Annotated in this window: 28 protein-coding genes; 6 read left to right on the top strand and 22 right to left on the bottom strand. The window is 40.2% G+C overall.

The window, feature by feature from the left end:
• Window positions 1-152: 152 nt before the first annotated feature.
• The 7 genes from glgA to AC0VYJ_RS10720 all read right to left on the bottom strand — a co-directional run bounded on the left by glgA (window position 153) and on the right by AC0VYJ_RS10720 (window position 8,366).
• The gene (glgA, locus tag AC0VYJ_RS10750; RefSeq protein WP_475367337.1) at window positions 153-1,583 is read right to left on the bottom strand and encodes a glycogen synthase GlgA; all 1,431 of its coding nucleotides are present in this window, start codon (window positions 1,581-1,583) and stop codon (window positions 153-155) included.
• Window positions 1,584-1,598: 15 nt separating this feature from the next.
• Entirely contained in the window at window positions 1,599-2,705 is a 1,107-nt protein-coding gene (gene glgD / locus AC0VYJ_RS10745) for a glucose-1-phosphate adenylyltransferase subunit GlgD (protein ID WP_475367336.1), read from the bottom strand.
• Between the two features lie 17 nt (window positions 2,706-2,722).
• On the bottom strand, window positions 2,723-3,862 hold the full coding sequence (locus AC0VYJ_RS10740) for a glucose-1-phosphate adenylyltransferase (protein ID WP_194221554.1): 1,140 nt from the start codon (window positions 3,860-3,862) through the stop codon (window positions 2,723-2,725).
• Window positions 3,855-5,762 (bottom strand): 1,4-alpha-glucan branching protein GlgB, encoded by a 1,908-nt coding sequence (glgB, locus tag AC0VYJ_RS10735; RefSeq protein ID WP_430246262.1) that lies wholly within the window; start codon window positions 5,760-5,762, stop codon window positions 3,855-3,857. Before glgB ends, AC0VYJ_RS10740 begins: the two co-directional genes overlap by 8 nt.
• Before the next feature lie 297 nt (window positions 5,763-6,059).
• Window positions 6,060-7,070, bottom strand: coding sequence for a glycoside hydrolase family 15 protein (locus AC0VYJ_RS10730; RefSeq protein ID WP_430246260.1), 1,011 nt, complete (start codon window positions 7,068-7,070; stop codon window positions 6,060-6,062).
• Window positions 7,071-7,170: 100 nt separating this feature from the next.
• Window positions 7,171-7,428, bottom strand: coding sequence for a YhdB family protein (locus tag AC0VYJ_RS10725; RefSeq protein ID WP_194221551.1), 258 nt, complete (start codon window positions 7,426-7,428; stop codon window positions 7,171-7,173).
• A 77-nt stretch (window positions 7,429-7,505) separates the two neighbouring features.
• Window positions 7,506-8,366, bottom strand: a complete 861-nt coding sequence (locus AC0VYJ_RS10720; protein ID WP_475367335.1) for a CvfB family protein — start codon at window positions 8,364-8,366, stop codon at window positions 7,506-7,508.
• A gap of 131 nt (window positions 8,367-8,497) precedes the next feature.
• Here AC0VYJ_RS10720 and AC0VYJ_RS10715 point away from each other — a divergent pair, with 131 nt between their 5' ends.
• A complete protein-coding gene (locus AC0VYJ_RS10715; protein WP_404682131.1) occupies window positions 8,498-8,767 on the top strand; it encodes a DUF2524 family protein in 270 nt (89 codons plus the stop codon).
• A 124-nt stretch (window positions 8,768-8,891) separates the two neighbouring features.
• Here AC0VYJ_RS10715 and AC0VYJ_RS10710 read toward each other — a convergent pair whose 3' ends face one another.
• Entirely contained in the window at window positions 8,892-9,410 is a 519-nt protein-coding gene (locus AC0VYJ_RS10710; RefSeq protein WP_194221549.1) for an acyl-CoA thioesterase, read from the bottom strand.
• Window positions 9,411-9,426: 16 nt separating this feature from the next.
• Window positions 9,427-11,115 (bottom strand): formate--tetrahydrofolate ligase, encoded by a 1,689-nt coding sequence (locus AC0VYJ_RS10705; RefSeq protein WP_475367334.1) that lies wholly within the window; start codon window positions 11,113-11,115, stop codon window positions 9,427-9,429.
• Between the two features lie 286 nt (window positions 11,116-11,401).
• Here AC0VYJ_RS10705 and cspD point away from each other — a divergent pair, with 286 nt between their 5' ends.
• Entirely contained in the window at window positions 11,402-11,602 is a 201-nt protein-coding gene (cspD, locus tag AC0VYJ_RS10700) for a cold-shock protein CspD (protein WP_194221547.1), read from the top strand.
• A gap of 153 nt (window positions 11,603-11,755) precedes the next feature.
• Window positions 11,756-12,004 (top strand): DUF2564 family protein, encoded by a 249-nt coding sequence (locus AC0VYJ_RS10695; protein WP_194221546.1) that lies wholly within the window; start codon window positions 11,756-11,758, stop codon window positions 12,002-12,004.
• A gap of 25 nt (window positions 12,005-12,029) precedes the next feature.
• On the opposite strand, the gene AC0VYJ_RS10690 is transcribed toward AC0VYJ_RS10695, so the two are convergent.
• Complete coding sequence (locus AC0VYJ_RS10690; RefSeq protein ID WP_194221545.1) at window positions 12,030-12,692, bottom strand: DUF771 domain-containing protein; 663 nt, start codon at window positions 12,690-12,692, stop codon at window positions 12,030-12,032.
• 13 nt (window positions 12,693-12,705) lie between these two features.
• Window positions 12,706-12,882, bottom strand: coding sequence for a zinc-finger domain-containing protein (locus AC0VYJ_RS10685; protein WP_430246252.1), 177 nt, complete (start codon window positions 12,880-12,882; stop codon window positions 12,706-12,708).
• A gap of 127 nt (window positions 12,883-13,009) precedes the next feature.
• On the opposite strand from AC0VYJ_RS10685, the gene AC0VYJ_RS10680 reads away from it, so the two are divergent.
• Entirely contained in the window at window positions 13,010-13,399 is a 390-nt protein-coding gene (locus AC0VYJ_RS10680) for a reverse transcriptase-like protein (RefSeq protein ID WP_194221543.1), read from the top strand.
• A gap of 99 nt (window positions 13,400-13,498) precedes the next feature.
• Here AC0VYJ_RS10680 and AC0VYJ_RS10675 read toward each other — a convergent pair whose 3' ends face one another.
• From AC0VYJ_RS10675 to AC0VYJ_RS10625, 11 genes are all read right to left on the bottom strand, one after another.
• Complete coding sequence (locus tag AC0VYJ_RS10675; RefSeq protein ID WP_475367333.1) at window positions 13,499-14,377, bottom strand: 5'-3' exonuclease; 879 nt, start codon at window positions 14,375-14,377, stop codon at window positions 13,499-13,501.
• Between the two features lie 114 nt (window positions 14,378-14,491).
• Window positions 14,492-14,617, bottom strand: a complete 126-nt coding sequence (locus AC0VYJ_RS10670; RefSeq protein WP_255622402.1) for a hypothetical protein — start codon at window positions 14,615-14,617, stop codon at window positions 14,492-14,494.
• Between the two features lie 59 nt (window positions 14,618-14,676).
• Window positions 14,677-14,934: an IDEAL domain-containing protein gene (locus AC0VYJ_RS10665; RefSeq protein ID WP_194221541.1), complete on the bottom strand. Its 258-nt coding sequence runs from the start codon at window positions 14,932-14,934 to the stop codon at window positions 14,677-14,679.
• Window positions 14,935-15,070: 136 nt separating this feature from the next.
• Window positions 15,071-15,358 (bottom strand): YokU family protein, encoded by a 288-nt coding sequence (locus tag AC0VYJ_RS10660; RefSeq protein WP_404682137.1) that lies wholly within the window; start codon window positions 15,356-15,358, stop codon window positions 15,071-15,073.
• Complete coding sequence (gene kamA / locus AC0VYJ_RS10655) at window positions 15,355-16,764, bottom strand: lysine 2,3-aminomutase (RefSeq protein WP_475367332.1); 1,410 nt, start codon at window positions 16,762-16,764, stop codon at window positions 15,355-15,357. Before kamA ends, AC0VYJ_RS10660 begins: the two co-directional genes overlap by 4 nt.
• A gap of 196 nt (window positions 16,765-16,960) precedes the next feature.
• Entirely contained in the window at window positions 16,961-18,346 is a 1,386-nt protein-coding gene (locus tag AC0VYJ_RS10650; RefSeq protein ID WP_475367331.1) for a sigma-54 interaction domain-containing protein, read from the bottom strand.
• A 12-nt stretch (window positions 18,347-18,358) separates the two neighbouring features.
• Window positions 18,359-19,243, bottom strand: coding sequence for a putative beta-lysine N-acetyltransferase (gene ablB / locus AC0VYJ_RS10645; protein WP_430246242.1), 885 nt, complete (start codon window positions 19,241-19,243; stop codon window positions 18,359-18,361).
• A gap of 127 nt (window positions 19,244-19,370) precedes the next feature.
• Window positions 19,371-20,621 (bottom strand): peptidase, encoded by a 1,251-nt coding sequence (locus tag AC0VYJ_RS10640; protein ID WP_430246239.1) that lies wholly within the window; start codon window positions 20,619-20,621, stop codon window positions 19,371-19,373.
• Complete coding sequence (locus AC0VYJ_RS10635) at window positions 20,618-21,280, bottom strand: 3-oxoacid CoA-transferase subunit B (RefSeq protein ID WP_475367330.1); 663 nt, start codon at window positions 21,278-21,280, stop codon at window positions 20,618-20,620. Before AC0VYJ_RS10635 ends, AC0VYJ_RS10640 begins: the two co-directional genes overlap by 4 nt.
• On the bottom strand, window positions 21,250-21,942 hold the full coding sequence (locus AC0VYJ_RS10630) for a CoA transferase subunit A (RefSeq protein ID WP_430246235.1): 693 nt from the start codon (window positions 21,940-21,942) through the stop codon (window positions 21,250-21,252). Before AC0VYJ_RS10630 ends, AC0VYJ_RS10635 begins: the two co-directional genes overlap by 31 nt.
• An 18-nt stretch (window positions 21,943-21,960) precedes the next feature.
• Complete coding sequence (locus tag AC0VYJ_RS10625) at window positions 21,961-23,331, bottom strand: aspartate aminotransferase family protein (protein WP_475367329.1); 1,371 nt, start codon at window positions 23,329-23,331, stop codon at window positions 21,961-21,963.
• Between the two features lie 135 nt (window positions 23,332-23,466).
• On the opposite strand from AC0VYJ_RS10625, the gene AC0VYJ_RS10620 reads away from it, so the two are divergent.
• Window positions 23,467-24,918, top strand: a complete 1,452-nt coding sequence (locus tag AC0VYJ_RS10620) for a PucR family transcriptional regulator (RefSeq protein ID WP_475367328.1) — start codon at window positions 23,467-23,469, stop codon at window positions 24,916-24,918.
• A 353-nt stretch (window positions 24,919-25,271) separates the two neighbouring features.
• A complete protein-coding gene (locus AC0VYJ_RS10615) occupies window positions 25,272-26,429 on the top strand; it encodes an aminotransferase A (RefSeq protein WP_475367327.1) in 1,158 nt (385 codons plus the stop codon).
• The last annotated feature ends 27 nt before the right edge of the window (window positions 26,430-26,456 follow it).

Below are 26,456 nucleotides of genomic sequence, written 5' to 3'. Positions count from 1 at the left end.
TAATCTGTCTATGTAATAGTTGGTAAGAATCATCGTTAATTCACACGTTTTGACTCGTTCAAATGACTCATCAATTAAGCCTGGTCACTTTCCGAATCAAAAATGAAGCAGAGGAATAATTCCCCTGCTTCTCTTATCGGAATATATAAGCGTTACTTTAATAGATTATTGTACAAATTCATGTATTTCGCTGATGAAGCTTCCCATGAGTAATTAAGACGCATCGCTCGCACGACTAATTTTCTCCATGTGATTTCATTATGATGATAAAGATCTAGAGCAAGATTAATTGTATCTAGCATTTCGTGAGCATTGTAGTTCGCAAAGCTAAAACCGTGGCCTTCACCGGTAAATTGGTTATAAGGTAGTACGGTGTCTTTTAACCCGCCTGTTTCTCGAACGATCGGTAGACTCCCGTATCTTAAAGCAATCAGCTGACTGATTCCACATGGCTCAAATTGAGAAGGCATTAGGAATAAATCGGAGGCAGCATAAAGCTGTCTAGCAACCCCGTCATCGAAGTAAATATTCGCGCTAAACCTGCCTGGGTAACGAGCTTCAGCCTCTCGCAGCATATGCTCGTAGTGCTCATCACCCGTTCCAAGAACGACAACCTGAACCTTTTCCTCCATGATTTGAGGAAGAACTCTAAAGAAAAGATCGATTCCTTTTTGTTCTACGAGTCTTGTGATAAGAGCCAGGACAGGTATTCCCTCTCCTACTTGTAAGCCCAGCTTTTTCTGAAGATCTGTTTTGTTTTTTTCTTTAAGTAAATGTGTTGCGTGATAGGAATAAGAAAGTGCTGTATCTGTAGCAGGATCATAAAGTTCTGTATCAATTCCATTAATAATCCCAACAAATTCATCTTCTCTTTTTCTCATAACACCATCCAAGTATTCACCAAAGTATGGTTGCTTAATTTCTTCTGCGTAGGCAGGACTTACCGTTGTAATATAATCTGCATAAAGCAGTCCGCCTTTCATAAAGCTAACGTTCCCATGAAATTCCACACCTTCATTATTGAAGTGGAGTTCACTTAAGTCGAGCAAATCATGAAGGATTGTTTTTGGAAACACTCCCTGGTAACGAAGGTTATGGATGGTATATACCACTTTCATCCCTTCATAATAAGGATGATTTCGGTAATGAGCTTTTTTCAAAACAGGAATCATCCCTGTTTGCCAATCATGACAATGAAGAATGTCCGGTTGCTCTTCTAAATACGGAATCGCTTCTAATACAGCTTTACAGAAGAATGAAAAGCGTTCTCCATCATCAAAATAACCATAGCTACCGCTACGCTTAAAATAATACTCATTGTCAATGAAATAATAGGTAATTCCATCAAGCTTGAGCATTTCAATTCCGCAATACTTATCGCGCCAACCTACAGAAACTGTGATCGTTTCTTTCAGTTCAAGCTGACTTTTGTACGTTTCATTCATATCTTGATATTTAGGTAAAATTACGGATACATTCGCTCCCTGCTTTTGAAGGGCCTTTGGAAGGGCGCCTATTACATCGCCCAATCCCCCTGTTTTGATAAAGGGATGACCTTCAGAAGCGGCAAATAATACATTCATTTCAACTTCCTCCTACTAGATGACGGTGGATTTAGCAATAACTCTCGGCTGATCTTCAGAAGTCACTGTCTCATTAGGCGAAACGGATACGTCTTTATCAAGAATCACATTCTCGATAACGGCTCCTTCACCAATTTCGCACTTTTGCATGATAATGCTATTTCGAATCACAGCCCCTTTTCCAACGCGGATACCTCTAAATAAAATACTATTTTCGACTGTCCCTGATATCGTACAACCGTTTGCGATTAATGAGTTCGATACGGTGGAGCTTTCAAGGTATTTAGCCGGTGATTCGTGTTTTACCTTCGTATAAATCGGGCCAGTATTGTAAAATAGTTCCTGCGTCACGTTTGGATCAAGCATCTCCATGCTATAGCGATAGTAGCTTTCAACACTATCAATAAATGTTACATATCCACCGAAATGGTGCGCATGCACATGATAGCGATCCAGACTTGCGGCAATTGCTTCATTAATTGATTGATGCTTACCTGATTCAATACTATCTTCCACGAGGGAAATGAGAAGAGAAGATTTCATCAGAAAAGTGTTTAAATAAACGTTATCTCCTGGAAGAGGCTCAACCCCAAGGTTTAAGCGATCAACGCGCTCATCATCGTTTGTATAAAGCACATTGTAATGACTTCCGCTCGTATAAGGATCATCACACGGCTTGTAGACAACAGTGATATCGGCGTTCTGAGATTCATGTTCTTCAATAATCTGATCGAAATCAATATTCCAAACGAGCTGACCATTTGTTACGAGAACGTAATGGGAAAGGCTTCTTTTGAAAAAGGAAAGGTTTTCATGAAAAGAGTGAATATCTCCAGTGCTTCTGCGCTCTTCATCTGCTGGAGGCTGAAAGAAAAGACCTCCTTGATGACGATCTAGATCCCACTCGCGTCCGGATCCTAAATGGTCAAATAAAGAACGGTATTTTTCACGAGTGAATACGGCAACTGTATTCACTCCTGCGTTTGTTAAATTCGATAATGAGAAATCAATGAGTCGATACCGCCCTGCAAATGGAACAGAGGCAAAGCTCCGATGATTGGTTAACTCACTCAGCGTGTTCTTTTCATCTACGAGGTTAATAACTCCTACTACTTTTTTCATCGTTTCATCCCCCTACTCTATTTTGGTACCGATACAATTTCGCCATCTGCAATTAACGAGATCGAACCATCGCTTGATCCTAGTGTCATGCCATCTTCTACTACCGTTCCACTTTCTACGATAGCGTTCTCAATCGTTACATTCGCGCCAATTTTCACATTTGGCATTATGATCGAATTTTTAATTGTGCTTCCAAGGCCAACATGCACACCATAGAACAATACGGAACGATACACTTCTCCATATACAACACATCCTTCATTAACAAGAGAACGCGTTACCTTTGCTTGAGGTGCGATATATTGAGGTGGTTGGTTCGGGTTAACTGAATAAATTTTCCAGGCAGGATCATTTAGAATTAAGCTTGGATCATCATCAAGTAAATCCATATTGGCTTCCCATAAACTTTGTAACGTACCAACGTCTTTCCAATAACCGTTGAACGAATATGCGAAAACGTTCTTTTCATCTTCAATCATAGCCGGAATGATATCTTTACCAAAGTCATTTGATGAATCTGACTTTTGCTCATCTTCGGTTAAATATTTCTCAAGCGCTTTCCAGTTAAAAATGTAAATCCCCATAGAGGCAAGGTTAGTTTTCGGTTCAGCAGGCTTTTCTTGAAACTCGACAATACGATCTTCATCATCCGTGTTCATGATTCCGAAGCGACTTGCTTCATGCCATGGCACTTCAAGCACAGCAATTGTGGCATCTGCATTGCGCTGTTCATGGTAATCCAACATTTCAGAGTAATCCATTTTATAGATGTGGTCACCTGAAATAACTAGAACATACTCAGGATCATATTGTTTAATGTAGTACATGTTCTGGTAAATCGCATTCGCTGTGCCGCGATACCATTCGCCACCTTTTTGTCCCATATATGGTGGTAGAACAGATACACCTCCATTTTTTCGGTCAAGGTCCCAAGAACTCCCGATTCCAATATACGAATTCAATATGTAAGGCTGATATTGCGTCAGAACCCCTACCGTATCAATTCCTGAATTACTACAGTTACTGAGGGTGAAATCAATAATACGGTATTTCCCTCCGAACGGGACTGCTGGCTTAGCAAGACGTGTTGTTAACTTTCCAAGTCTTGTCCCTTGACCTCCTGCAAGTAGCATAGCGACACAACGCTTTTTAGACATAGCGATTTCTCCTTTCAAGGTTGCTTTTATTTTTTTTGCCGAGAATAACAATTCCAAGTGGTGGTACTTTAAGCATTAGACTACAAGGCTGATTGTGATACGGTTTTCTATCGCTTTGTAAGATTTCTGCGTTAAGTTGACCTGAACCACCATACTTTTCTTGATCGCTATTAAACATTTCGATATAAGTACCGGAAGATGGAACACCAATGCGATAATCATAGTAGACATTAGGAGAAAAATTAATGATGGCGATATCACAATCGCCCTTCGCTTTTCCTTTTCTCATAAACGTTAGAACGGACTGTGAGTTATCGTTCGCATCAATCCATTCAAATCCTTCTGATTCATGATCAATTCGCCACATGGCCCTTGAATCAAGGTAAAAGTGGTTCAAATCTTTTACATAGGCATTCACCTTACTATGCATGTCATAGTCCAAAACCATCCAGTCTAGTTCAGATAAATCTTTCCATTCATCGTACTGACCAAATTCTCCACCCATAAAAAGCAGTTTCTTTCCTGGATGAGCCATCATGTACCCGTAAAGCGTTCGAAGATTGGCAAACTTCTGCCAATAATCACCTGGCATTTTATTCAACAATGACTTCTTCCCATGTACGACCTCATCATGAGAAAGAGGAAGAAGATAATTCTCAGAAAAAGCGTAAAAAAACGAAAAAGTTAATAAATTGTGATGATGCTTTCGATCATCCATATGGAGCTCCATATACTTCAGTACGTCATTCATCCATCCCATGTTCCATTTATAATTGAAGCCGAGCCCACCTTCATGGATCGGAGCACTTACAAGCGGGTAGTCGGTTGATTCTTCTGCCATCATCAGCACATTCGGGTATTGTTCAAATACCGTCCGATTTAGTTTCTGAATGAATTCCTTGGCTGCAGAGTTCTCGCCTTCAACGCCACCACTTTCATGGTCATGATGATAAAGTAACATCTGTGATACAGCATCCACTCTTAAACCATCTATATGGTAGTAGTCAAACCAGAACAACGCATTTGAAATAAGAAAACTGACAACTTCTGGTTTACTATAATCAAAATTGTACGTTCCCCAATTATGTCGCTCAGCACGAGCGGGATCAGATGGCTCAAAAACAGGACCTCCATCAAATTGACCTAGTCCATGCGCATCTTTGCAAAAATGAGCAGGTACCCAATCAAGCAGTACACCAATGTCTTCTTGGTGACATCGATCAATAAATGCTTTTAAATCATCCGGTTGTCCAAACCGACTTGTTACAGAAAAATAGCCGGTAATCTGATATCCCCAAGATCGATCAAAAGGATGCTCCATAACGGGCATTAGTTCAATGTGCGTGTAACCGAGTTCCTTTACGTAAGGAATGAGCTCGTCCATAAGATCCCGATAAGAATAATAAGAGCCGTCCTCTTTTCTACGCCAGGACCCTGGATGAACTTCATAAATCGACAGCGGGCTATCATAAGGAGCCGTTTTCTTTCTTTTGTTCATCCATTTTGCATCTTGCCAATCATACTCATCGACTTTTTTAACAATAGATGCTGTCTTCGGTTTTAACTCTGAATAAAATGCATACGGATCAGATTTCATTAGAATCTCGCCTGCACCTGTTTCGACAGCATACTTGTAGAGTTCGTCTTCTGATAGATCTTCTACAAATAACGACCAGAGACCGGACTCTTCGATTTTCTCCATTCGATGCGATGTGGGATCCCATTGATTAAAATTCCCTGTTACAGATACGGCTGCAGCGTGAGGAGCCCAGACTGTAAACCTGACTCCAAATCGTCCGTCTTCTTCCCTTAAATGGGCGCCCATTGAACGATAAGCCTGAAATAAATTTCCCTGATGAAATAAATACCGATCGTAATCTGTCGGCATCGATACAGTCATTGCGGCACCTCGCTCTCATTGATAAATATAGGGATTCCACCATAGTTATCCTCTACATCCTAAAGATTCGACATGTAATATGGTCATTCCTTCAAAAAAAATATTTGTCGAAAAATACATGCTTTTTTCGACAAATAACGGAATAATATTTCATAAAAAATGCTTTTTGATTCATATCTCATAGAAAAAAGGTTGCGGATAAACCGCAACCTTTAGAATGGCTATATTAATGAACGTTTCAATCGAATGAGCAACAATATAAGCGAACATATCATTTTTGAAAAAAACTTTTTTAAGTTATGATACATTCTCTTGCATTTCGTTCATTCGAACCTGTAGCTGGTATGCCATCGAAATAGACCATGCAAGGGGAGTGTTTTTATTTGGAATATCAGTACCACCAATATAAAGTTCTGGGATTTTACCACTTTCAGGTGTAATACTCATGGTTTTCGTCCAATATTCATTCATTTTATCTAGTTCACCCAGCTGCTCATAACATAAACCGAGCCAAGGAAATCCGAAGCACCACTCTGCTTCACTACCTTCATTATAATAAACATCGTTTTCATAACGAATAACTCCGCGTTTTCGCTCGAGTTGTCCCGTGATACGATCTACAATTTGAATGGCTTGTTCTCTTGTTACAACATTTAAAGGATAAATTAAGGATAATAGCGCTAAATCGGCTTCTTTCGTTTCGCTCTCACAAGGCAGAAGTTCATTTAGGACTTCCTGACCCTTTTCAATCATATAAGAGGGAACATTAACGAGCGTATTTACTGCTTTTAATCCTGCAACACATGCTCCGACACTTGATGCATGAACTTCTACATTTTCTTCCCACATGCCGTTGTCTGGGCTTTTCCAGTATTCTAGACATTCTAAGTAGTCGACAAGCTTCTGAACGATGCGATGATCGACTTTGTCCCTTAGCATAGGCTTTCCATTTTGAATTCCTTGTCCTATACCAAACAGCAATATTCCTATTGCATCATTTTGTGCATGACCCCATTCAACAGGAATTTCTTCAAGATCTCTTGTGTATCTGGCATGAATGTATTCATGTAAGTAATGTGGTTTCTGCTCCGTATGAATATCGATTTTCCATTCATACTTTCTCAATAATGTGAGCAGCGCATGATAAGCTTTTTCATATCGTGAACACTTTGAATTTAAATATGGCATAACCGCATAGCATACATCTCTGATCCAAACGTAGTCGTAATCATCGGATGTACTTGCAACATAAGCTCCATTGGGTAATCGCATGCTTTCAAGTACACTGTGCAGCTGCTGTTGATTCATATTTCTCACCTGCTCCTTATTTTTTACTACAATTATACCCTATTCGACAATTTTAAACCTTTTTATGCCACAAAAAAAAACTGACCCGGGTAGTTTAGGGTCAGTCAAAAGTCTGATTTATTGCTGTCATATCGCTCATTTCAGGTTCCATTCGATACACATAGTCTATATAGGTAAGAAGTGTGTCTCGCGCTTCTTTCACCTTCAAAAATTCAGTTTCACGTATAAACGCATGAACAAAATGCTCAATTCGCTTCGAAAGAATATCGTCTTCTGTCTTCATCATCAGGATACTTAATTCAATGCAAGCACAATGATGTGTGTAATATAGAGCTTTGTCATAGTCAGTAATGTCCAATGACATGCCCCCTTTCTAGGAGCTTACATATAGTATCCGCTCGTAAGCACCCATTACACGAAGAAAAAGATGTCATATTACGTTCTAAGGAACGTTACACCGTCTTTTTGTTCAATTTTCTTTTCTTTAATAAGTTTCCCCATAGCTCGCTTAAAAGCAGCTTTACTGATGTTAAACTCACTCTTTATGGCTTCTGGATCACTTTTGTCTGTATATGGCATCCGATTGTCACGCTCTTGCATATAAGCAACTAAACGTTCAGAGTCCTCAAGTCTTGCTTCTTTAACAAGTGGTCTTGTGGATACATTTATACGTCCATCTTCTCTAACAAACGTGATCCTCACTGTAAGACGCTGGCCAAGTCTCACTTGATCCTTCATCTCATCCTTATGAAGATAAGCAAGATATCCTTCATTGGTTAAAATTGAAACACCGTCTTCTAGAAAGCGAAAAACCAGGCCTTCTACTTCATCATTTTTACATTCTGCCGGTGCTGATTTAGAAAGCTCCTGTATTTCTTCAAATTTACTTAAATCTGCAAATAGACGCTGCTTTTTATCGAGCTTTAGTCCGCAATACAATTCATCACCAATTGCTGGCCAAGTTGCCCAATCATAAGGTAAATCATCTTTTGATAACAACATGTCCTTTTGAATACCAATATCAACAAAAACCCCAAGGCTTCTTTTCACTTCTACGACCTTTAGAATCGAAAAAGAATCAACTGTAACAGTTGGTATTGTTTCAGTTGCTGAAAGTCTCCCCTGATGATCATGGTACAAAAACACCTCAACTTCATCATTTTCTTCATAGTTATTTTTAGCTTCTTTTTTATGAAGCATAACGTCTTCGAATCCATTTGTTAGAAAATATCCGTATTCTTGTATACGTGCGACACGTAGCGTCGCCATTTCTCCTGCATATAATTCACTTGCCAACTTGATTCACGCCTTTCTTTTTGCTTGTCTTAGTATATCACTTCCACAGCCGGAATTTCCCCTTGTTTCTCATAAAAGTGTCTTTCCTGTCAATACTAATCGTGACCAATTACGAAAAGGAGATGTGCACATTGTCCACATACCGAAAACTAGAGGAAATGTTAAAAAACGCTCATGAGCTAGTTGAATATGCCGATGAACAGCTTCAGCTTGCTACCAAACAGCAATCAGCCATTACTGATAATAGCTATACTGAAACACAGCAATTACTTGAGCGAATGTCCGGAGAATTAGATAAAATGATTCACAGTGCAAATCCTGAACAGCGTGACGCCCTTAATCGAGCGCAACAGCAAATTCAGGATCGGCAAAACAATTTTATTCTCGGGTTTGAAACATGAGATCTGCATATTTGCAGATCTTTTTTAGCTATGTTTAACGCAGTTGATTTTTAGCTCATTCATGCTCTTTGATAACCAGTCGAATGAGACACAATCGATAATTTAAGTAAAAGCAGCTTATTTCTTAAGAAAATGAACCAAATTCACTGGCTAATGTTTGCGAGTGTTTTCTTCTCGCTTTTCTTGCCTTCATACGCTCTAGTCCACCATCATTCACAAATCTTTCTTCTTCTGTCTCAGGCATTGCTTCAGGCACTCTTGCAGGTATACTCTCTTCATCTAGAGCAACGAAAGTTAAGAAGGACGTTGCGCACACTTTCTTTCTTCCTGTTAACACATTTTCGGCAAATATTTTCACAAACACTTCCATTGAAGTATTGTGTGTCCAACTTACATAGGCCTCTAAGCTGACTACTTCACCTTCACGAATAGGACTAAGGAAATCAATTGAGTCAGCTGATGCAGTAACTACTGCTGATCTAGCGTGCTTAGATGCAGCTATGGCAGCAATGTCATCTATGTAAGACATTAGCTTTCCACCAAACAAGGTTCCATGTGTATTTGTGTCAGAAGGTAGTACGAAGCTTGATTTGGTCGTTCTTGAATCACGTATTAATTTTTTTGTTAAAGCTGTATTCGACATCGTATATCCACTCTTTCTAGAAAAGCCCAATTGCTGTTCCGTCTTCAGAAACATCCATGTTAAGGGCCGCTGGTTTTTTAGGTAATCCAGGCATCGTCATTACGTTCCCGGTTAATGCTACGATAAATCCGGCTCCAATGGAAGGACGGAATTCGCGAATGGTTATCGTAAAGCCAGAAGGTCTTCCGAGTAACGAAGGGTCATCCGAAAGAGAATATTGTGTTTTTGCCATACAAACAGGAAGTTTCCCCCAACCATTTTCTTCGAATTCTTTCATTTGTTTCTTAGCTTTAGAGGACAATTCTATCCCCGAAGCACCGTAAATTTCTTTAGCGATCGTTTCGATTTTCTCAGTCATTGAACAATCAAGATCATAAAGAGGCTTAAACTGATTTTCAGTTCGTTCCATTTCGTTTAATAACGTTTCTGCGAGCTCTACGCCGCCTTCTCCTCCTCGTGCCCATACATCTGTTAGCGCTACAGGGATATCATTTTCTTTACACCATTCTAAGAGAGTATTCATTTCTAGATCCGTGTCTGTTAGAAACCGATTAATGGCAACAACATATGGTACACCAAATTTTTTTATTGAAGAGACATGCTGTTCCAGATTTGATAGTCCAGCTTTTAGCGCACCAACATCTTCTTTTTTTAGGTTATCTTTTGGTACTCCGCCATGCATTTTAAGGGCTCGAATGGTTGCTACAATTACGGTTGCTGCAGGATCAATATCGCCAGCTCTAGTTTTAATATCGAAAAACTTTTCAGCTCCGAGATCAGCCCCAAATCCTGCTTCAGTAATCACATAGTCAGAAAGCTTTTGCGCCATTTTGGTTGCTGCCACGCTGTTACATCCATGAGCAATATTAGCAAAAGGGCCACCGTGGATTAGGGCTGGAGTATTCTCCAACGTTTGAACAAGATTCGGATTCATCGCATCTTTTAAAAGAAGTGTAATCGCTCCCTCTACACCTAAATCCCCAACAGTAATCGGCTCTTTTGACATGCTATATCCTACTACAATTGATGAAAGACGTTTCTTTAAATCAGTTATGTCTGAAGCTAGACATAGAATCGCCATGATTTCAGAGGCTACTGTAATATCAAACCCATCTTCACGAGGTACACCTTGTGTAGGGCCGCCTAGACCAACAATGACATTACGTAATGCTCGGTCATTTAAATCCACAACGCGCTTCCAAGTGACACGCCTCGTATCAAAACCAATTTCATTTCCTTGATGAATATGGTTATCGATAAGAGCAGATAAAGCATTATGTGCAGACGTTATCGCATGTAAATCTCCAGTAAAATGGAGGTTAATATCTTCCATCGGCATTACTTGCGAATAACCACCTCCAGCTGCACCTCCTTTAATCCCCATACTCGGACCAAGTGAAGGTTCTCTCATGGCAACGATGGCTTTTTCACCGATTCGATTTAATGCCTGCGCTAAACCAACTGTTACAGTGCTTTTCCCTTCCCCTGCAGGAGTAGGATTGATCGCTGTTACAAGGACGACTTTTCCAGAGGGCTTTTCATTCAAACGTTTCATCGCATTTAATGAAATCTTTGCTTTATAATGACCATAAGGTTCCCATTCATTCTCATATAATCCTAGCTGCTCGGCAATTGTAGAGATGCGAGTCATCTTAGATTCCTGTGCAATATCAATATCACTTTTGAATTTTACTTCCGGCTTCATAGAACCCCTCCATATGTAAGAATGCATCTTTCCAATTTCCATCTTACCCAACTTTATTCTTCCCGTTAAGGATTATGTTTTAATCAGTTGATAGTCTTGACATTTTTCTAATGAGACGTTATATTGTAGTTAACCATTTATCACATAGGATATTTGATTGAGACTTTGATTTCGATTTTTCGTGCACTAATCTCGTACACATCGAATATCTCTTATTCAATGTTCCAGTGAATGGTTGAATTTTAAAGTGCACAAAGATTGTGCTAAGCTTTTAGGAGGAACAAACATGCAAAACGGTAAAGTAAAATGGTTTAATGCAGAAAAAGGATTCGGTTTCATCGAAATCGACGGAGCTGACGATGTATTCGTACACTTCTCAGCAATCAATGATGAAGGTTTCAAAACACTTGAAGAAGGCCAAGACGTTTCTTTCGAAATCGTTGAAGGAAATCGCGGACCTCAAGCTGCTAACGTAAACAAACTCTAAAATATAATTTTCAAAAGGAACTGATGAAATCATCAGTTCCTTTTTTCATGTCATTTTCCGATGAGATAGACGCTAAATCACGATAAACCCTTTGGTTTAAAAAGCAGACTCATGGTCATACTATTCTTGAATGAATCGTAAAGGTGGGATAGTATGTCAGAACCATATTCTGATTTGCAACAAATTGAAATGTCCATTAAATCAGCTCAGCACCTCGTCGGCCAGGCAACGAAAAGCATGAATGGTAACCAGTTACAAGCGGCACAGGATGCGATAAATCAAGCGAAAGAACAGTTCCAACAAGCGCTCTCACATAAATCGGGAACGAATGAACAGTTCTATGAATTTTCTAGTGAATTAATCGAAAAATGTGAAACGCAGTTAAGAGAAGCAAACGAATAAGAGAAGCAGCATTGCGCTGCTTCTCTTATTCGTTATCAACTTCAATGGAACTACTAATTTCTGTACCCTTAAGCGCTTGTTTGGCTAAACGATGCGCCTCTTTATTCTCTTCGCGAGAAATATGCTTGTACACAGGTTGAAGTCTAAGATCACGTAGCGTATCTTCAATGCGATCCATCCACCTCGTTAAGAGTGGTTCATACACGGCCCATTCTCCTCCAAGCTGGTTAATCACCACCTGGGAATCACCTTTGATGAGGATCTCTGTATCCTCAACATCGATTGATTTTATTTCTTGAAGACCTAACCATAACGATGCATATTCGGCCTCATTATTATTTTCAAGATAATCCATCGCTTTATTTATTCGTATGCGTTTTCTCTGCCTACCCTCATAATAATAAATAACCGCTCCGCATCCAGCCTTCTTTGTTTCTTTATCAAAACTACCGTCGAAAATAACCTCAATTGAAGCTGGTCGCTCTTGTTTTTTGGTCATGTATGTTTCCAATTCCTTAACAGACCATTTCGTTCCCCTATTATCAAGAAAGTAAAGGTCGATGGATCGACCAGTTTTAGCAATATCACGTGCCAAAAGAAGCGCTTCATTAAATGGCACTTCGTCTGACGTCATCCAGGAGGAAAGGCCTCTTGGCGTTTTGTATTTCCATTTCACTATAACATCCATGACTATGCCCTCCCTATGTCAAATGTTTACCTAATTGCTTCAATTCTTCTCCAACTGTACATTCGGTAATACAAAACTTTTGGGCATGACATTTACCGTAATCATGTTGATTGACTCTTTTGAGCAAGCAATCCTGACAATATGTATCTAGGATTAACCCTACTTCCATCATAACTTCTTTCTTTTTCATACTTTTCACTCCTACACACAGTCCCTTCTTAACAGTTTTCTCCTTTTACCTTAAATGTATGTCTTCTCTCTACGAACATGATTATGATAAAATACAACAAGACCAGCCCACAGGGGAGGAAAGGCACATGATTGAAGTGTATGTAGATGGAGCAAGCGCAGGTAACCCTGGTCCCTCTGGAGCAGGTGTTTTCGTTAAAGCAGAAGGAAGTGTCATTCGATCTTCTCTCCCGCTTGGCACGCTCACAAACCATGAAGCAGAATTTGAAGCGTTAATTCACGCTCTTACGCTTTGTATAGATAAACAGTTCCGCACAATCTCCGTTCGGACAGATTCACAGCTAGTCAGTAGCGCAGTCGACGGCAGATATGTCAAAAACAAAGGTTATCAACCCTACTTAATTCGATGCTTGGCGTTAGTTGATCAATTCGACCTTTGTTTCATTAAATGGATCCCAAGCTCAAAAAATAAAATGGCTGACGAGCTAGCGCGAAAAGCGATTCAGCAAAACAAATGATAAAAACGTCCTTATCTTCTATCAAATCCTAATTAAAATGAGCGCCTTTTCAATCCAAGGCGCTTTTTTTATTTAGGATTTGTTAACCAACCATTATTTCTACATGCGGATTCTCAATCCGAGATGATCCAGCTCATCTTTAAACCGATCTAAATCCATATCTAACCTGCAATTAGCAAACGAATAATCATCAAGATCAGGAATCGCGCGCTCAATTGTCACAAGTTCAAGACTTAATTTCGCGAACTCCTCGCCATCTATAAGCTTTTTACGATACCGATTAAATTTACTGTCTAGTTCGCTAATGTTCTCATATACCCCTTGAACGGAACCATATTGCTGAATTAGCGGTAAAGCAGCCTTGTCCCCTACTCCGGCAACACCTGGAATGTTATCACTCTTATCTCCAAGTAATGCTTTCACATCAATCCACTGATCGGGTGTAATTCCATACTCTGTTTTGAAATGCTCTTCTGTGTATACCCTATCGCCTTCTTTGCGAATCGCAATAATTTGTGAAACAGAAGGATTCAGAAGCTGAAGAAGATCCCGATCATTACTATAAATGTAACAATCACCCAGACCTTCTTTTGTCCACCGGTCGGAGAGTGTTCCCATTACATCATCTGCTTCAAATCCTTCTACACTTATCTGCGGGATTCCTGTTGCCTTAAACAAATTCACAGCCGTTTCATATTGCTGAATAAGAGGACCTGGTAAATCTTCCCTCGTTCCTTTATATTCTTCATAGAGCGCTTTACGCTTTACTTCATTCCGTTTCACATCCCATGTAACAACAAAATGCGTCGGTTCATACTCCTTTACAAGAGAAATGATTTTTTGCAGCTTCACCCTTAAAGCATTCGTATATAACCCTTCAGGCGTTTGCGAAAGCTGGTCTTCAGACTTTCCATAGGCTGTCGCAAAATAACCTCTACTTAATAAATTAAATCCATCAATTAATACTAATCGGCCCATATATTTGATCTTCCTTTCACCCTATAAACCATTTTCTTTTCTTATGGTAACATAAACGAAATAACAAAATGATCACAATAAAAGAAGGAGCCTTTTTAATGAAGGCTCCTTCTTTTATTCTTGCGGATTTTTCAGCTTTTCTGCTTCCATCTCTGCATAGGATGGCATCGCTTTTGCTTTTTGTTGTTTTGCATTATTATTACGCTGTGCATTGGGGTTTCCTTTTTTCTGTCTGCCCATCGTGACACTCCTTTAGAAGTACTTCCTCTCTAGTTTGTGCCAGATTGGCCTCATTCTATTCAGTCGAAATGAAGCTCCTGTTTGTAAGAACGAAGAAACGCTACATACTGCTTGGATGCTTCTTGAAATGCTTTTTTGTCTCCTCTGTCGAGAGCTTGATCAATGGATTGTTGGTAACGTTTTTCCTGGAAAGTAAACACGGCTTCATCAAGGATCAATTGGGCGTACAATTCCAACTCAAACGTTTCCTGTTCCTGTTTCTTTTTCATAGCACGTTGTTTCATATTGTCTTTATACGACTTATGATGATTGTTCATGCTAGCTCTCCCCCCTCTGAAGCTCTTTTTTCTATTATACGAGGGAATCGTCAAAATATCAATATTTTTCAGAATATTCCGATATAACTTTTTTTACTTGTTTTCTTTTCAAGAGAAAATGCTATTAACTCAAGGATTAGAGCGGGTAACGATCAAGATCAAAATAATTTTTCTTTAAGAGTCTTTCTTGACTCATTAATTCTTTATACGAAAAGGAGGAGGGTAGTTTTGCCGTATCGATTAGCATCAATTGCTCCTCCACGTCTCCAACTAATTCATCTGTCTGATAGCACATCCCGCAATAACCGCATTGAACCGAGGGCAAATCACTAATTTCGACCGCTCTCGATCCATCAGGTAATTCCCAGTAACCTTTATCAAGCGTCTCAAAAGCTCCCTCCTGTTCACACCATTTACAGATCATACGGTTTCCTCTCCTTTATCATTACCTTTGTATTTCTCCTGCTCTGCGTTAAATTTCTTTTCCTTCATAACATCTCTTTTATCGCGCTTATCTTTTAGCGAGCTATGTGTTGCGTCCTTTTCGTATTGAGATCTTCGACTAAACCGCTGAATGCCTTCTGGAACAAGATTAAACCGCTCATCTGTCATTAAGGAATGAATGCCGATAGCAGGTTTTTTCTCCATTTCATAAACCTGGTTAAAGTACGTATCAGCCGTACCAGGAGTATAATTTTCCGGCTCAGGGTAAGAAGTAATAACCCCTTCAAAGTTTCGTAAAATAACTTTATCTGCACTTTGGGAAATCATGTAATTTGGCTGAAGGGCTATTTTTCCACCGCCTCCAGGGGCATCAACTACAAAAGTCGGTACGGCATATCCTGACGTATGTCCCCTTAATCCTTCAATGATTTCCAATCCTTTAGAAACCGGTGCACGAAAATGCCCAATCCCCTCAGATAAATCACACTGATAAATGTAATATGGCCTCACCCTAATTTTCACAAGGTCATGCATCAGCTTCTTCATAATCGGTACGCTATCATTGATCCCTGCAAGAATAACCGCTTGATTTCCAACAGGAACGCCGGCATCTGCCAGCATTTCACATGCCTTCTTCGATTCTTCTGTAATTTCAATACTTGTATTAAAGTGCGTGTTCAGCCAGACAGGATGGTATTTCTTTAAAATGTTACATAAATCCTCTGTAATTCGCTGAGGAAACACAACCGGGGCTCTCGTTCCGATTCGAATAATTTCAACATGTGGAATCGCTCGTAAGTTCTTGAGCACATATTCAAGAATCTTATCATTGATAAGTAGCCCATCTCCTCCAGAAATAAGGACATCTCTCACTTCAGGGGTTCTTGAAATATAGCTTATGGCTTCATCAAGCTGTTTTTTTGGAACCCCCATTCCGATTTGCCCTGAAAAGCGTCTCCTAGTACAATACCTGCAGTACATCGAACACTGATTTGTAACTAGGAAAAGAACGCGATCAGGATATCTATGCGTTAATCCAGGCACTGGGGAATCCTCATCTTCATGAAGAGGATCTTCGAGATCATATTTCGTTTTATACATCTCTTGCGAAATAGGGACTGATTGCATGCGAACCGGACAGCGCGGATCATCCGGATTCATTAAGGAAGCATAGTATGGCGTGATGTTAAGTGGAATGGTTTTCGTTGCGATCTTCACACCTTCTTCCTCGTCAGGTGTTAAGTTCACTACTTTCTTCAAGTCATCAAGCGTTCGAATCGTATTAGTAAGCTGCCAAATCCAATCATTCCATTGGTCTTCCGTGACATCCTTCCAAAGTTCAATATCCTTCCAATTCCGAGTTGGCTTATACAGTTGCATCAGCACAATACATTCCCCCTTCAGATAATCTACTCCTATACTATGCAAGTAGCGTGCCAGCTCCATTAATTCTTCAAAAAAGCCTACTTTTTGGTTTATCGTGGGATCAAGACGCTTATAAGATAAGTCTATTACGGTTACAACTAAGATCCCTACTTATCCACTCCCTTCATTTATTTCCACAATAAAAAGCCAGCTGTGCTCAATATTCGGCACTCTGGCTTAGTGGGTGTTTAGAAAGTTTATATTGTAATGTTTGTCTGGGGATGCCTAACTGCTCTGCAGCTTTTTTCACATTACCCTGGCTGACATTCATGGCTTGTTTTATTAAATCATATTCTGTTTTTAACAAAACGTCGCGGAGTGGTGCCGTTACACGAGATTGATTTTCTGGAAGAAGCACCTCAAAATCGTCGAAGGTTAATGTATGTCCTTCTGCGAAATTCATGGCCGATTGAATCACATGCTCAAGCTCCCGAACATTTCCATGCCAGTGACGCGAAGAGAGCAGCGTTGCCGACTTCTGATCGACTCCTCTTATGTTTTTATGAAATTTATCGTTGTATTTCTTAATAAAATGAGCAATGAGATTAGAAATATCCTCTTTTCGTTCTCGAAGAGGTGGTAATCTAAGATAAATAACATTCAAACGGTAAAACAAATCAACACGAAGCCTCTTTGCCTCAAGAGCAGATTCCGGTTCTTCATTCATTGCAGCTATGATTCGGACATCCACTTTTCTCGTCTTTCCTGCTCCAACTCGCCGGATGACACCATCCTCTAAAACCCGAAGCAATTTTGCTTGTACATCAATGGGCATCGAATTAATCTCATCAAGAAAAAGAGTACCGCCATTAGCTAGTTCGAATAATCCTTCACGCTCCTCAGCACCTGTAAAGCTTCCTTTTGACGTACCAAAAAGAATCGACTCAAGAATCGATGCAGGTAAGGCGGCGCAATTTTGTGCAATAAATGGCCCCACCCGCTTAGAAGCATTATGAATTGCTTGAACAAGGAGTTCTTTTCCAGTGCCAGTCTCACCATAGACAAGAACTGGAGAATGAAGAACGGCAGCTTTTTGGGCTCGGTCCTTTACCTTTATAAAAACGGGATCGTTCGTTAGAATGTGCTCAAATGTATAGATAGTGCCGTTGTCGAACTCCTTGACCGTCTTTCGATTTATTTTAGATTGTAATTCCATTACCTTATCAGACAATATTTTGATACGCGAAAGATCTCGAGCAATTTCCACAGCTCCTTCTAAGTGCCCATTCACAACGATAGGCAGTGTCGTATTAATCGTCGAGATCAAGTGTCCCTTCATATTTCTGTAAGTTTGATCTTTATTAAAAATTGGCTTTCTTGTCGTTAACACATGAGATAGTGTGCTCGTTTCTTTGGAGAGTGATGGAAAAGCTTCTAAATAGTGCGTTCCTAACACATCGCCTACTTGCAATCCGTCGTGCTTAGCAGCAATTTCATTATAATAGATCGTCATCCCTCTGTTATCAACGACATGAATCCCTTCATCAATACTTTCTAGGATCGCTTCAAACATTCCATCCGTAAGTGGAATCGTTTCTCTCATAGACGTCCTCCTTTATGCCGAATTTTCATCTATCTGTGCTGATTTTCCGGCACTACCTAGAAGCTTTTTACTCCATAGATTCATATTTTCCCAATCTTTATAGATCTTTACATTGTTTACAAGACGCCCACCATATTCATAGTGAAGCTGATGAAATACAGCATTCATTCCAAAAGAAAGACTCCTCGCGATCGAGTAAGCGTAGTACACCTCTTGCTTTAACAACTCCGTTTCTAAAGCAAGAATTAAGTGACGCATCGTTCCACCTTTCCTATACTCAGGAAGGGTTGCGCAATCCGTCATCTCGGCATTTCTATACGTACGATTCACTTCAGCTGAGGCGGCACTTTTGATTATTCCCTGATCTTCCATTACATAAAAAATCGTGTCACTCTTCATAGCTTTCTTAATGTAACTAGGATCATCCATTGGGGTTGGGTAGACCGAAAACACAGTTTGATATAATTTGGCTAGCGCTTCAGCATCACTTTCAATTCCAATCCGCATAGGAGGGTTTCCTTTGAGAGAAGTAAGAGGTTTGTTTTGTACAGCCTTTAATAACTTGTCTTCATCTACCCAAGACTCACTATTTCGACGCCAATTCGCTCGATACTTCGTCATGAGATGAGCATCACTACCAGAAAAATAGAAACGAATCTTCCCTTCGTAGGTATAGCCAATTGAAAGAAAGGAGGAAACATCTTCACTTTTTACTTTTACAATGCACTTTGAATATTCGCTCGTAAACACTTCTTGAATATGAGCGATAACTGCTTGGACGCTTCCATCATAAACATCAATACGAATGCGTTCATTAAATGTATCAAACGTACAGGTAAAGACATAATCGCTCCCTTTATAAAAATGCTCAACCGCTTCAATTCGCTTATTTCCCATTAACCTCCCCCTCATTCATGTCTTAAATCAGTAGTTCTTCTTTCTTTTGTAAACTCCTTCCTAAAGGTAAGCTATATTAGAAAAACAAAGTGAAAGAACCACATGAAAAAGAACGGCATAGCCGCTCCTACTTATGCTGGCCACACCATTCTAGAATGATGTGCACAAAAAGTTCTGCTGCAAGCATCATTTGATCAATTTCAATGTATTCATTTGCAAAATGTGCTACCGCTGTCTCTCCTGGACCGAAAATAATCGATGGCGTATTCCCTTCTTCTTGTAGCAATCCCCCATCTGTCCCCCAAGGAGAAGCTTCGATAACGAGATCTTTCCCTGTGACTTCTTCGTAATGACGGCGAATTACGCCCACTAGCGGATGATCTTCATCAACTTCTCCAGGCAGCCATCTTGCTCCAAACCACTCGATCTCTACTGGATGATCCTTTAGCCAATCATCTTCAATAGCTTCTAGGGCACGGCGCATGTCAAGCTTTGCGTCATCAAGCTCTTCTCCAGGAATCACCCCCATTCTTCCTTCTAAAACTACTTGATCTGGAACAGAGGATGGCCAATCTCCACCTGAAATTTTTCCTATATTAATCGGAACAGGGATCGGAATGTTTTCATATAAAGAGTCTGTAATTCGATTATTGCGCTGTTCCTCTAATAATTGGATGGCTTTAATCACCGAAAGGCTTTTCTCGAGAGCAGATACTCCTTCATAACGCGTACCACCGTGTGCACCGCGCCCTGATACGGTGATACGAAACCACATTGATCCCTGCTGCTTAGGGAACACTTTCATCTTCGTCGGCTCTGGAATAAGAGCGGCATCAGCACGGTAACCTCGTTCAATTGCCGCAAGTGTACCTGTTCCCCCACTTTCTTCTTCCACTACGCTTTCAAAGATCAGATCGCCATTTAGAGGAAGCTCCAAATCTTTAAGGCATTTTAAGGCAAGAAGCATCGCCGTATTTCCGCCTTTCATATCGGTTGCCCCTCTACCGTACAGCCTGCCGTTCTTTACTTCCCCGCTATAAGGTTCTAACTCCCAGTCACTTCTATTTCCAGGGGGGACAACGTCAATATGACCGTTCAAAATAAGTGAACGACCACCTCCCTTACCTTTCCACACACCTACAACATTAGGGCTTTGTGTAAAATCTGTTCGATTCGCACAAAATGCACGATGATTAAGGGTTTCGTCTCCAGGAGTAAACCGATCTATTTTCATTCCGAGTTGATGAAGTTCTGACTGAACAAGGTCTTGCACATTTGCCTCGTTTCCTTGCACGCTATCACAACGAACAAAGCGTTGAAGCATTTCTATCCCATAGTCCCGATGAAGCATCATCCATTTGTTTATTTCTTCTTTCATGAGGTCCGCCTCCCCACATGATCAACATTTACAACCGCTTCAGTAGCGCCTAACACATCTTCAACAGAATAACCAGGCATCACTTCGAGAAGAAAAAGCTCTCCCTGATCAATTCGCATAACAGCTCTCTCTGTAATAATTATGTGTGCACCTTCTTTTACCGTCAAAGGGAGAGAACATTCTTTGACAATTTTGGGCTGCCCATCTTTTGTTGTATGACTCATTAATACAATCACCTTTTTAGCTTTTTGAGCGAGATCAATAGCCCCACCCATGCCAGGCACTCGTTTTCCAGGTACGATCCAATTTGCGATATCTCCTCTTCCACTCACTTCAAGTGCGCCAAGAATCGTTAAATCGAGATGTCCCCTCCTAACCATTCCAAACGCTTCTGCACTATCAAAAAATGAAGCACCTGATTGAATGGTAACTGGATATCCCCCGGCGTTAGATAGATTTCCATCTTCCTTACCTTGCTCAGGACTCCCCCCCATTCCTAAGATGCCATTTTCCGTATGCAACATGACATCGAGGGAATTTGGAATAAAGTCAGCTACAAGCGTAGGAATACCGATCCCAAGATTAACCATCATGCCGTACGTGACTTCACGAGCAGCACGTTGTGCAATTAACTTTCTCGCTTCAGCTCCCATACCCATTTCCAATCAACTCCCTTGCTTTCAATGACGTGATCAACGAAAACACCTTGAGTGATAATTTCCTCTGGACCTAGCTCACCTGTTTGTACGATTTCAACAGATTCAGCGATAGTAACATCACCTGCTTGGGCGACAAGTGGGTTCGTGTTTCGTGCACTTTGATCGTAGATTAGATTTCCATATGGATCAGCACGTTTGCAGGCAATAATAGATAAATCTGCCGTAAGAGCAGGTTCAATCATATATTCTTTACCGTGAATGATTGTCTTTTCCTTTCCGTGTTCAATAGATGTCCCAAGCCCGACGTCTACTAAAATACCACCAAGCCCCATCCCCCCAGCGCGAATCTTTTCTGCCAGCGTTCCCTGCGGGTAGAATTGAACGGTAAGTTCTCCGTTATGCATTTGTTTTCCTGCTTCAGGATTTGAGCCAATATGAGATGCAATAAGTGTTGAAACTCTTTTTTCGGTGACAAGCTTTCCAGGTCCAATCCACGGGAAGCCAGCATCGTTACAAATGAGCGTTATATTCTTAATACCAGAATCAAGAATCCATTGAATAAGTGTTGGAGGTGAACCTACTCCACCAAATCCACCACACATTATCGTCATGTTATCTCTTAATAGATCGAGCTCTGACAATGCGCATCTTTTACTTCTCACGGATTTCTCATCCTTTCGTCAGCTTATCGATCGTCTACTATAGAGGCCTTCTATTGTAAGCTCTTTCTCCAATTCAGCTAATGCTTGATTCAGCTTATTCAGAAGGAGATGAACCTCATTTTCTTGAATGATTAGAGGTGGTGCCACAATGACTGCATCACCCGCTATCCCATTCAATCCCCCAGCAGCCGTGTAAACGAGTAAACCGTAGTCATAGCATTTTCTGATAAAACGATTTGTCACTTCATTCTGTAGCAAGAACGGTTCCTTCGTCAGTTGATCCTGAACAAATTCAATAGCTGTTAATAACCCTTTACCTCTTACATCACCAATAAAAGGATAAATCGATTGAAGCTCTTTTAATCCTTTTAAGAGAAGACCACCTTTTTCTTCGGCATTTTTCACAAGATTATTTTCTTCTATATAGTCAAGAACAGCGAGACATATAGCAGATGAGAGTGGGTTTGCACTAAACGTATGACCGCTTAGCACAACTTTGGATCCGCGTTCAATTTCCAGTATGATCCGATCAGATACAAGGGTAGCTGCCATCGGTGTATAACCTGCGCTCATTCCTTTTCCGAGTGCTAAGATATCTGGTGCGACACCCCAATGTTCCATTGCATACATTTTCCCTGTTCTCCCGACTCCTGTCATAACTTCATCTGCAATAAACAAAATATCATAGCGCTCACATACGGCTTTCATTTCTTTAAAATAGGAATCAGGTGGAACAACCGCACCCCCAGCTGCACCAATGATAGGTTCACAAACAAACGCCGCAATTGTTTCTGCCCCAAGTCTTTGAATCGTTTTTTCAAATTCTAGCGCATAGTGCTTTGAACAATTCGGACAGTGCTCATTGTAAGAACATCTGTAACAATAAGGAGGAGAGAGTTCTGGATAATGCTCTAACATCGCGCTAAAGCGACTCCGACGTATGACATGACCGGACATTGAAAGGGCACCCATTGTAATCCCGTGATAGCTCATCCACCTCGATATGATTCTGTTCTTCGTTGGTCGACCCAGTTCCTGCCAATACTGAACGGCTATTTTCAAAGCGGTTTCTAATGCTTCTGATCCGCTGTTCACAAAAAACACCCAGTCCAGATCACCCGGAGCATGGCGACATAGTCTTTCAGCAAGAAGCTCTGCAGACGAACTCGTAAACTGAGAGCGATAAACAAATGATACTTGATCGGCTTGCTTTACCATCGCTTCCTTAATTTCAGGAACGGCGTGGCCGATATTTGCTGTCACAGCACCTGAACATCCATCAATAAACGCATGACCATCCTCATCATATAAATAGATCCCTTTTCCATGAGAAATAAAGGCATAATCCATTCCTAATAAAGGTTTTATTAAGTGGGTTCTTTTACTCATCACCGAATCGACACCTCACTTTTTTGTCTATATGTATAGCCTATGTTGAAATGAAGCAAAATTCTATCCCACATCATCTACAAAAAATTCTGACATTATTGTACGCTTTGGATAAGAAGAGACGGAGGGACGCCTATGGGACTATCAGTTCGAGAAGCCTTACAGCTGCCTGAGATGAGTGGAATTAAATTAATTGCTGGAAAAAAAGGAATTGACCGAGATATTAAATGGTTAACAATCGTGGAAGTAATGGAAGATATGACACGGCTTCATGAAGGGGAGTTTTTAATAACGACGGCATACGGATGGCACGAGAAATCCGATTCTTATGCGAAACTCATTGATGCCCTTTCGAACAGACAGCTCTCTGCTCTTGCCATTCATACTGGATTTTATCTAGACGTAGTTCCGATTGCGATGATCGAAGCGGCGAACCGAACCGGATTACCGCTTCTTGAAATTCCGAGAACGATGAATTTCTCAATGGTTACAAGAAGCATTTTGGAACAGCTCGTTAATAAACAACTGTCCATTCTTACACAGGCTCAGCGTATTCAGGATGACTTAACGTCACTTGTTATTAAAAATGCTGGCTTTTCAGCTATCACTGATGCACTATCGAAACTACTAAACTGCACTGTTTCAATTTATCATGCGGATAATGCTCTTTTAGCAGAGACTTATCTCACGAATCAAAATGATTCTACCGATCAATTCTATCCGATCAAAACCGAAGGAAAAGCAATTGGAACAATTCATATCAAGAAACTAACACCACTCACGGCACTCGATCACCTTGCTTTAAAGCATGCGGCTAATATTTTTGCGATTGAATTTCTAAAACTACGTATTATTGAAGATACGAGATCTCAGATCGAAGCTGATTTTCTTGATATTTTACTCTCCCAATCCTACGAAGACGAGAAAATAATATTAAAAAAGAGCAAAGAAATGGGCTATGATTTAACCGGTTCTAATACAATCGCAGTTCTTTCATCATCAAACCTTACAAAACTTGAGCAAGACTGTCAGCAGCAATTAATCGAAACAAGAACAAAAGGTATAATAAAGAGGAAGATGGATCATATTGTTGTGCTTCTTTTAGGTGACACCATTCCTTTCAAAGAAGGAAAGAGCTCTTCTATCATTGGAGTCAGCATGACCAAAATAGGCATACAACAGCTTGAACTAGCACTTAAAGAAGCTACGGTTGCCCATCAATTTGCTAAATATCGAAACGAACATCATCTATCCTTCGCTGACCTAGGTGCTTATCAGTTATTCATTCGATTAAAAGAAAATGGCGAAGATCTTTCACCCTACTATTCACCTCTTCTATCACCAATAGTTGACTATGATCGAAAGCACCAGGCTCAGTTAATGAAGACACTTGAATCTTTTCTAGAAAACAACCTTGTCATTAACCGGACAGCTGATAAATTATTTATTCATAGGCATACACTAAACTATCGAATCAAACAATTAGAAAGGCTCACCGGTATTGATATATACGCATATGATCAGCGCATGCAGCTTCAGTTTGCTCTACTTGCTTATCGGACCGATTGCATTCTTCCAGCTATTTAAAAAAGCAGATCCCCTATCAATGATAGGGAATCTGCTTTTTTTATTGAGACGATAGCGAAGACCAATTCAGAAGAAAATTATCTGAATATTGGTTATCCACAGAATTTTGTGGGTAACCCATCTACGGCACCTATACCCCCATGTATTTAAAATATACCAGGGGCGGGTATACGAAATCATCTGTTGATAAGTGTCAGAAAGCCTATATTATCAATAGTTTCCAAAGTTATCAACACTTGAATTTCCAGAGGTTTCATGTCTTTATAAAGAGAACATCTTCATTTCGACGATAATATAGAAATTATGCTACAATGATGTTTATGAGAAGAAGAGACGGAAAGGAAGACAGACCTATGGAGCATTTATTAAACCCTCGCGTGAAGGAAATTGAGATTTCTGGGATTCGAACTTTTTTTAATATGGTAGCTGATTATGAGAACATGATTTCATTAACAATCGGCCAACCTGATTTTGAGACACCAGCTCATATTAAGGAAGCAGCTCAAGCCGCTATTAGTGAAAACAAAACAACGTATACTCATAATGCCGGCATCCTAAAACTTCGAAAGGCAGCAGCTAATTTTCTACAATCAAAATACAATCTTAACTACCAAGCTGAATCTGAGATCATTACCACTTCAGGAGCAAGTCAGGCAATTGACGTGACACTTCGAACACTTCTCACTGAAGGTGACGAAGTGATTTTGCCAGGTCCAGTGTATCCAGGTTATGAGCCAATCATTACATTATGTGGCGCAATTCCAGTACACGTCGATACGACTAAAAATGGATTTAAAATGACGCGCGACCTAATTGAAGATGCCCTAACAGAGCGAACAAAATGCATTATTCTACCTTCCCCATCTAACCCTACTGGTGTTGCGATGTCTTATGATGAATTAGCCGATCTTGCTGATTTACTTAAAGCTAAAAACATATTTGTTTTATCTGATGAAATTTATTCAGAGCTTAACTTTTCAGGTGATCATTCTTCGATCGCTCAATTTGATGGCATGCGTGATAAAACGATCGTAATCAATGGACTATCTAAATCTCACGCTATGACAGGATGGCGCATTGGCTTTCTCTTCGCCCCAGTAGAACTATGCCAGCATATCTTGAAAGTTCATCAGTATAATGTCTCCTGTGCTTCATCAGTATCTCAGTATGCCGCTCTAGAAGCGTTACAGAATGGATTGCAAGACTCGATTGAGATGCGAGTTGCTTACAAGGAACGAATGAATTATGTTTATGATCGCTTAGTTGGTATGGGGTTATCTCCAATCAAGCCTGACGGTGCTTTCTATATCTTGCCTTCCATTCAGGAGTTCGGCTTATCTTCATTTGACTTTGCAATGAAACTCGCGAAAGAAGGTAATTTAGCAGTTGTACCAGGAAGCGCCTTTTCATCACTCGGTGAAGGCTATGTAAGAATTTCTTTCGCTTATAAACTTGATGTACTAAAAGAAGGTATGGATCGCTTAGAAAAGTTCATTCACACCCTTAGATAGAATGAATAAACGCCAGCCCTCGTAAGG

The organism is Anaerobacillus sp. 63XJN7_5_ISO-PGPR-S23-430 (genome assembly GCF_056173695.1).
This window is presented reverse-complemented; position numbering and strand designations above follow the sequence as displayed.

Bases quoted from the DNA above. Each gene is read 5' to 3' on its own strand.
- AC0VYJ_RS10690 (WP_194221545.1), bottom strand. From the start codon at position 12,692: ATGGATGTTATAGTGAAATGGAAATACAAAACGCCAAGAGGCCTTTCC.
- AC0VYJ_RS10695 (WP_194221546.1), top strand. From the start codon at position 11,756: ATGTCAGAACCATATTCTGATTTGCAACAAATTGAAATGTCCATTAAA.
- AC0VYJ_RS10635 (WP_475367330.1), bottom strand. From the start codon at position 21,280: ATGGGTATGGGAGCTGAAGCGAGAAAGTTAATTGCACAACGTGCTGCT.
- AC0VYJ_RS10740 (WP_194221554.1), bottom strand. From the start codon at position 3,862: ATGTCTAAAAAGCGTTGTGTCGCTATGCTACTTGCAGGAGGTCAAGGG.
- AC0VYJ_RS10730 (WP_430246260.1), bottom strand. From the start codon at position 7,070: ATGAATCAACAGCAGCTGCACAGTGTACTTGAAAGCATGCGATTACCC.
- glgB (WP_430246262.1), bottom strand. From the start codon at position 5,762: ATGACTGTATCGATGCCGACAGATTACGATCGGTATTTATTTCATCAG.
- AC0VYJ_RS10615 (WP_475367327.1), top strand. From the start codon at position 25,272: ATGGAGCATTTATTAAACCCTCGCGTGAAGGAAATTGAGATTTCTGGG.
- glgD (WP_475367336.1), bottom strand. From the start codon at position 2,705: ATGAAAAAAGTAGTAGGAGTTATTAACCTCGTAGATGAAAAGAACACG.
- glgA (WP_475367337.1), bottom strand. From the start codon at position 1,583: ATGAATGTATTATTTGCCGCTTCTGAAGGTCATCCCTTTATCAAAACA.
- AC0VYJ_RS10675 (WP_475367333.1), bottom strand. From the start codon at position 14,377: ATGGGCCGATTAGTATTAATTGATGGATTTAATTTATTAAGTAGAGGT.
- ablB (WP_430246242.1), bottom strand. From the start codon at position 19,243: ATGGGAAATAAGCGAATTGAAGCGGTTGAGCATTTTTATAAAGGGAGC.
- AC0VYJ_RS10625 (WP_475367329.1), bottom strand. From the start codon at position 23,331: ATGAGTAAAAGAACCCACTTAATAAAACCTTTATTAGGAATGGATTAT.
- AC0VYJ_RS10660 (WP_404682137.1), bottom strand. From the start codon at position 15,358: ATGATCTGTAAATGGTGTGAACAGGAGGGAGCTTTTGAGACGCTTGAT.
- AC0VYJ_RS10640 (WP_430246239.1), bottom strand. From the start codon at position 20,621: ATGAAAGAAGAAATAAACAAATGGATGATGCTTCATCGGGACTATGGG.
- AC0VYJ_RS10670 (WP_255622402.1), bottom strand. From the start codon at position 14,617: ATGGGCAGACAGAAAAAAGGAAACCCCAATGCACAGCGTAATAATAAT.
- AC0VYJ_RS10710 (WP_194221549.1), bottom strand. From the start codon at position 9,410: ATGTCGAATACAGCTTTAACAAAAAAATTAATACGTGATTCAAGAACG.
- AC0VYJ_RS10665 (WP_194221541.1), bottom strand. From the start codon at position 14,934: ATGAACAATCATCATAAGTCGTATAAAGACAATATGAAACAACGTGCT.
- cspD (WP_194221547.1), top strand. From the start codon at position 11,402: ATGCAAAACGGTAAAGTAAAATGGTTTAATGCAGAAAAAGGATTCGGT.
- AC0VYJ_RS10620 (WP_475367328.1), top strand. From the start codon at position 23,467: ATGGGACTATCAGTTCGAGAAGCCTTACAGCTGCCTGAGATGAGTGGA.
- AC0VYJ_RS10680 (WP_194221543.1), top strand. From the start codon at position 13,010: ATGATTGAAGTGTATGTAGATGGAGCAAGCGCAGGTAACCCTGGTCCC.
- AC0VYJ_RS10705 (WP_475367334.1), bottom strand. From the start codon at position 11,115: ATGAAGCCGGAAGTAAAATTCAAAAGTGATATTGATATTGCACAGGAA.
- AC0VYJ_RS10685 (WP_430246252.1), bottom strand. From the start codon at position 12,882: ATGAAAAAGAAAGAAGTTATGATGGAAGTAGGGTTAATCCTAGATACA.
- AC0VYJ_RS10650 (WP_475367331.1), bottom strand. From the start codon at position 18,346: ATGAGAGAAACGATTCCACTTACGGATGGAATGTTTGAAGCGATCCTA.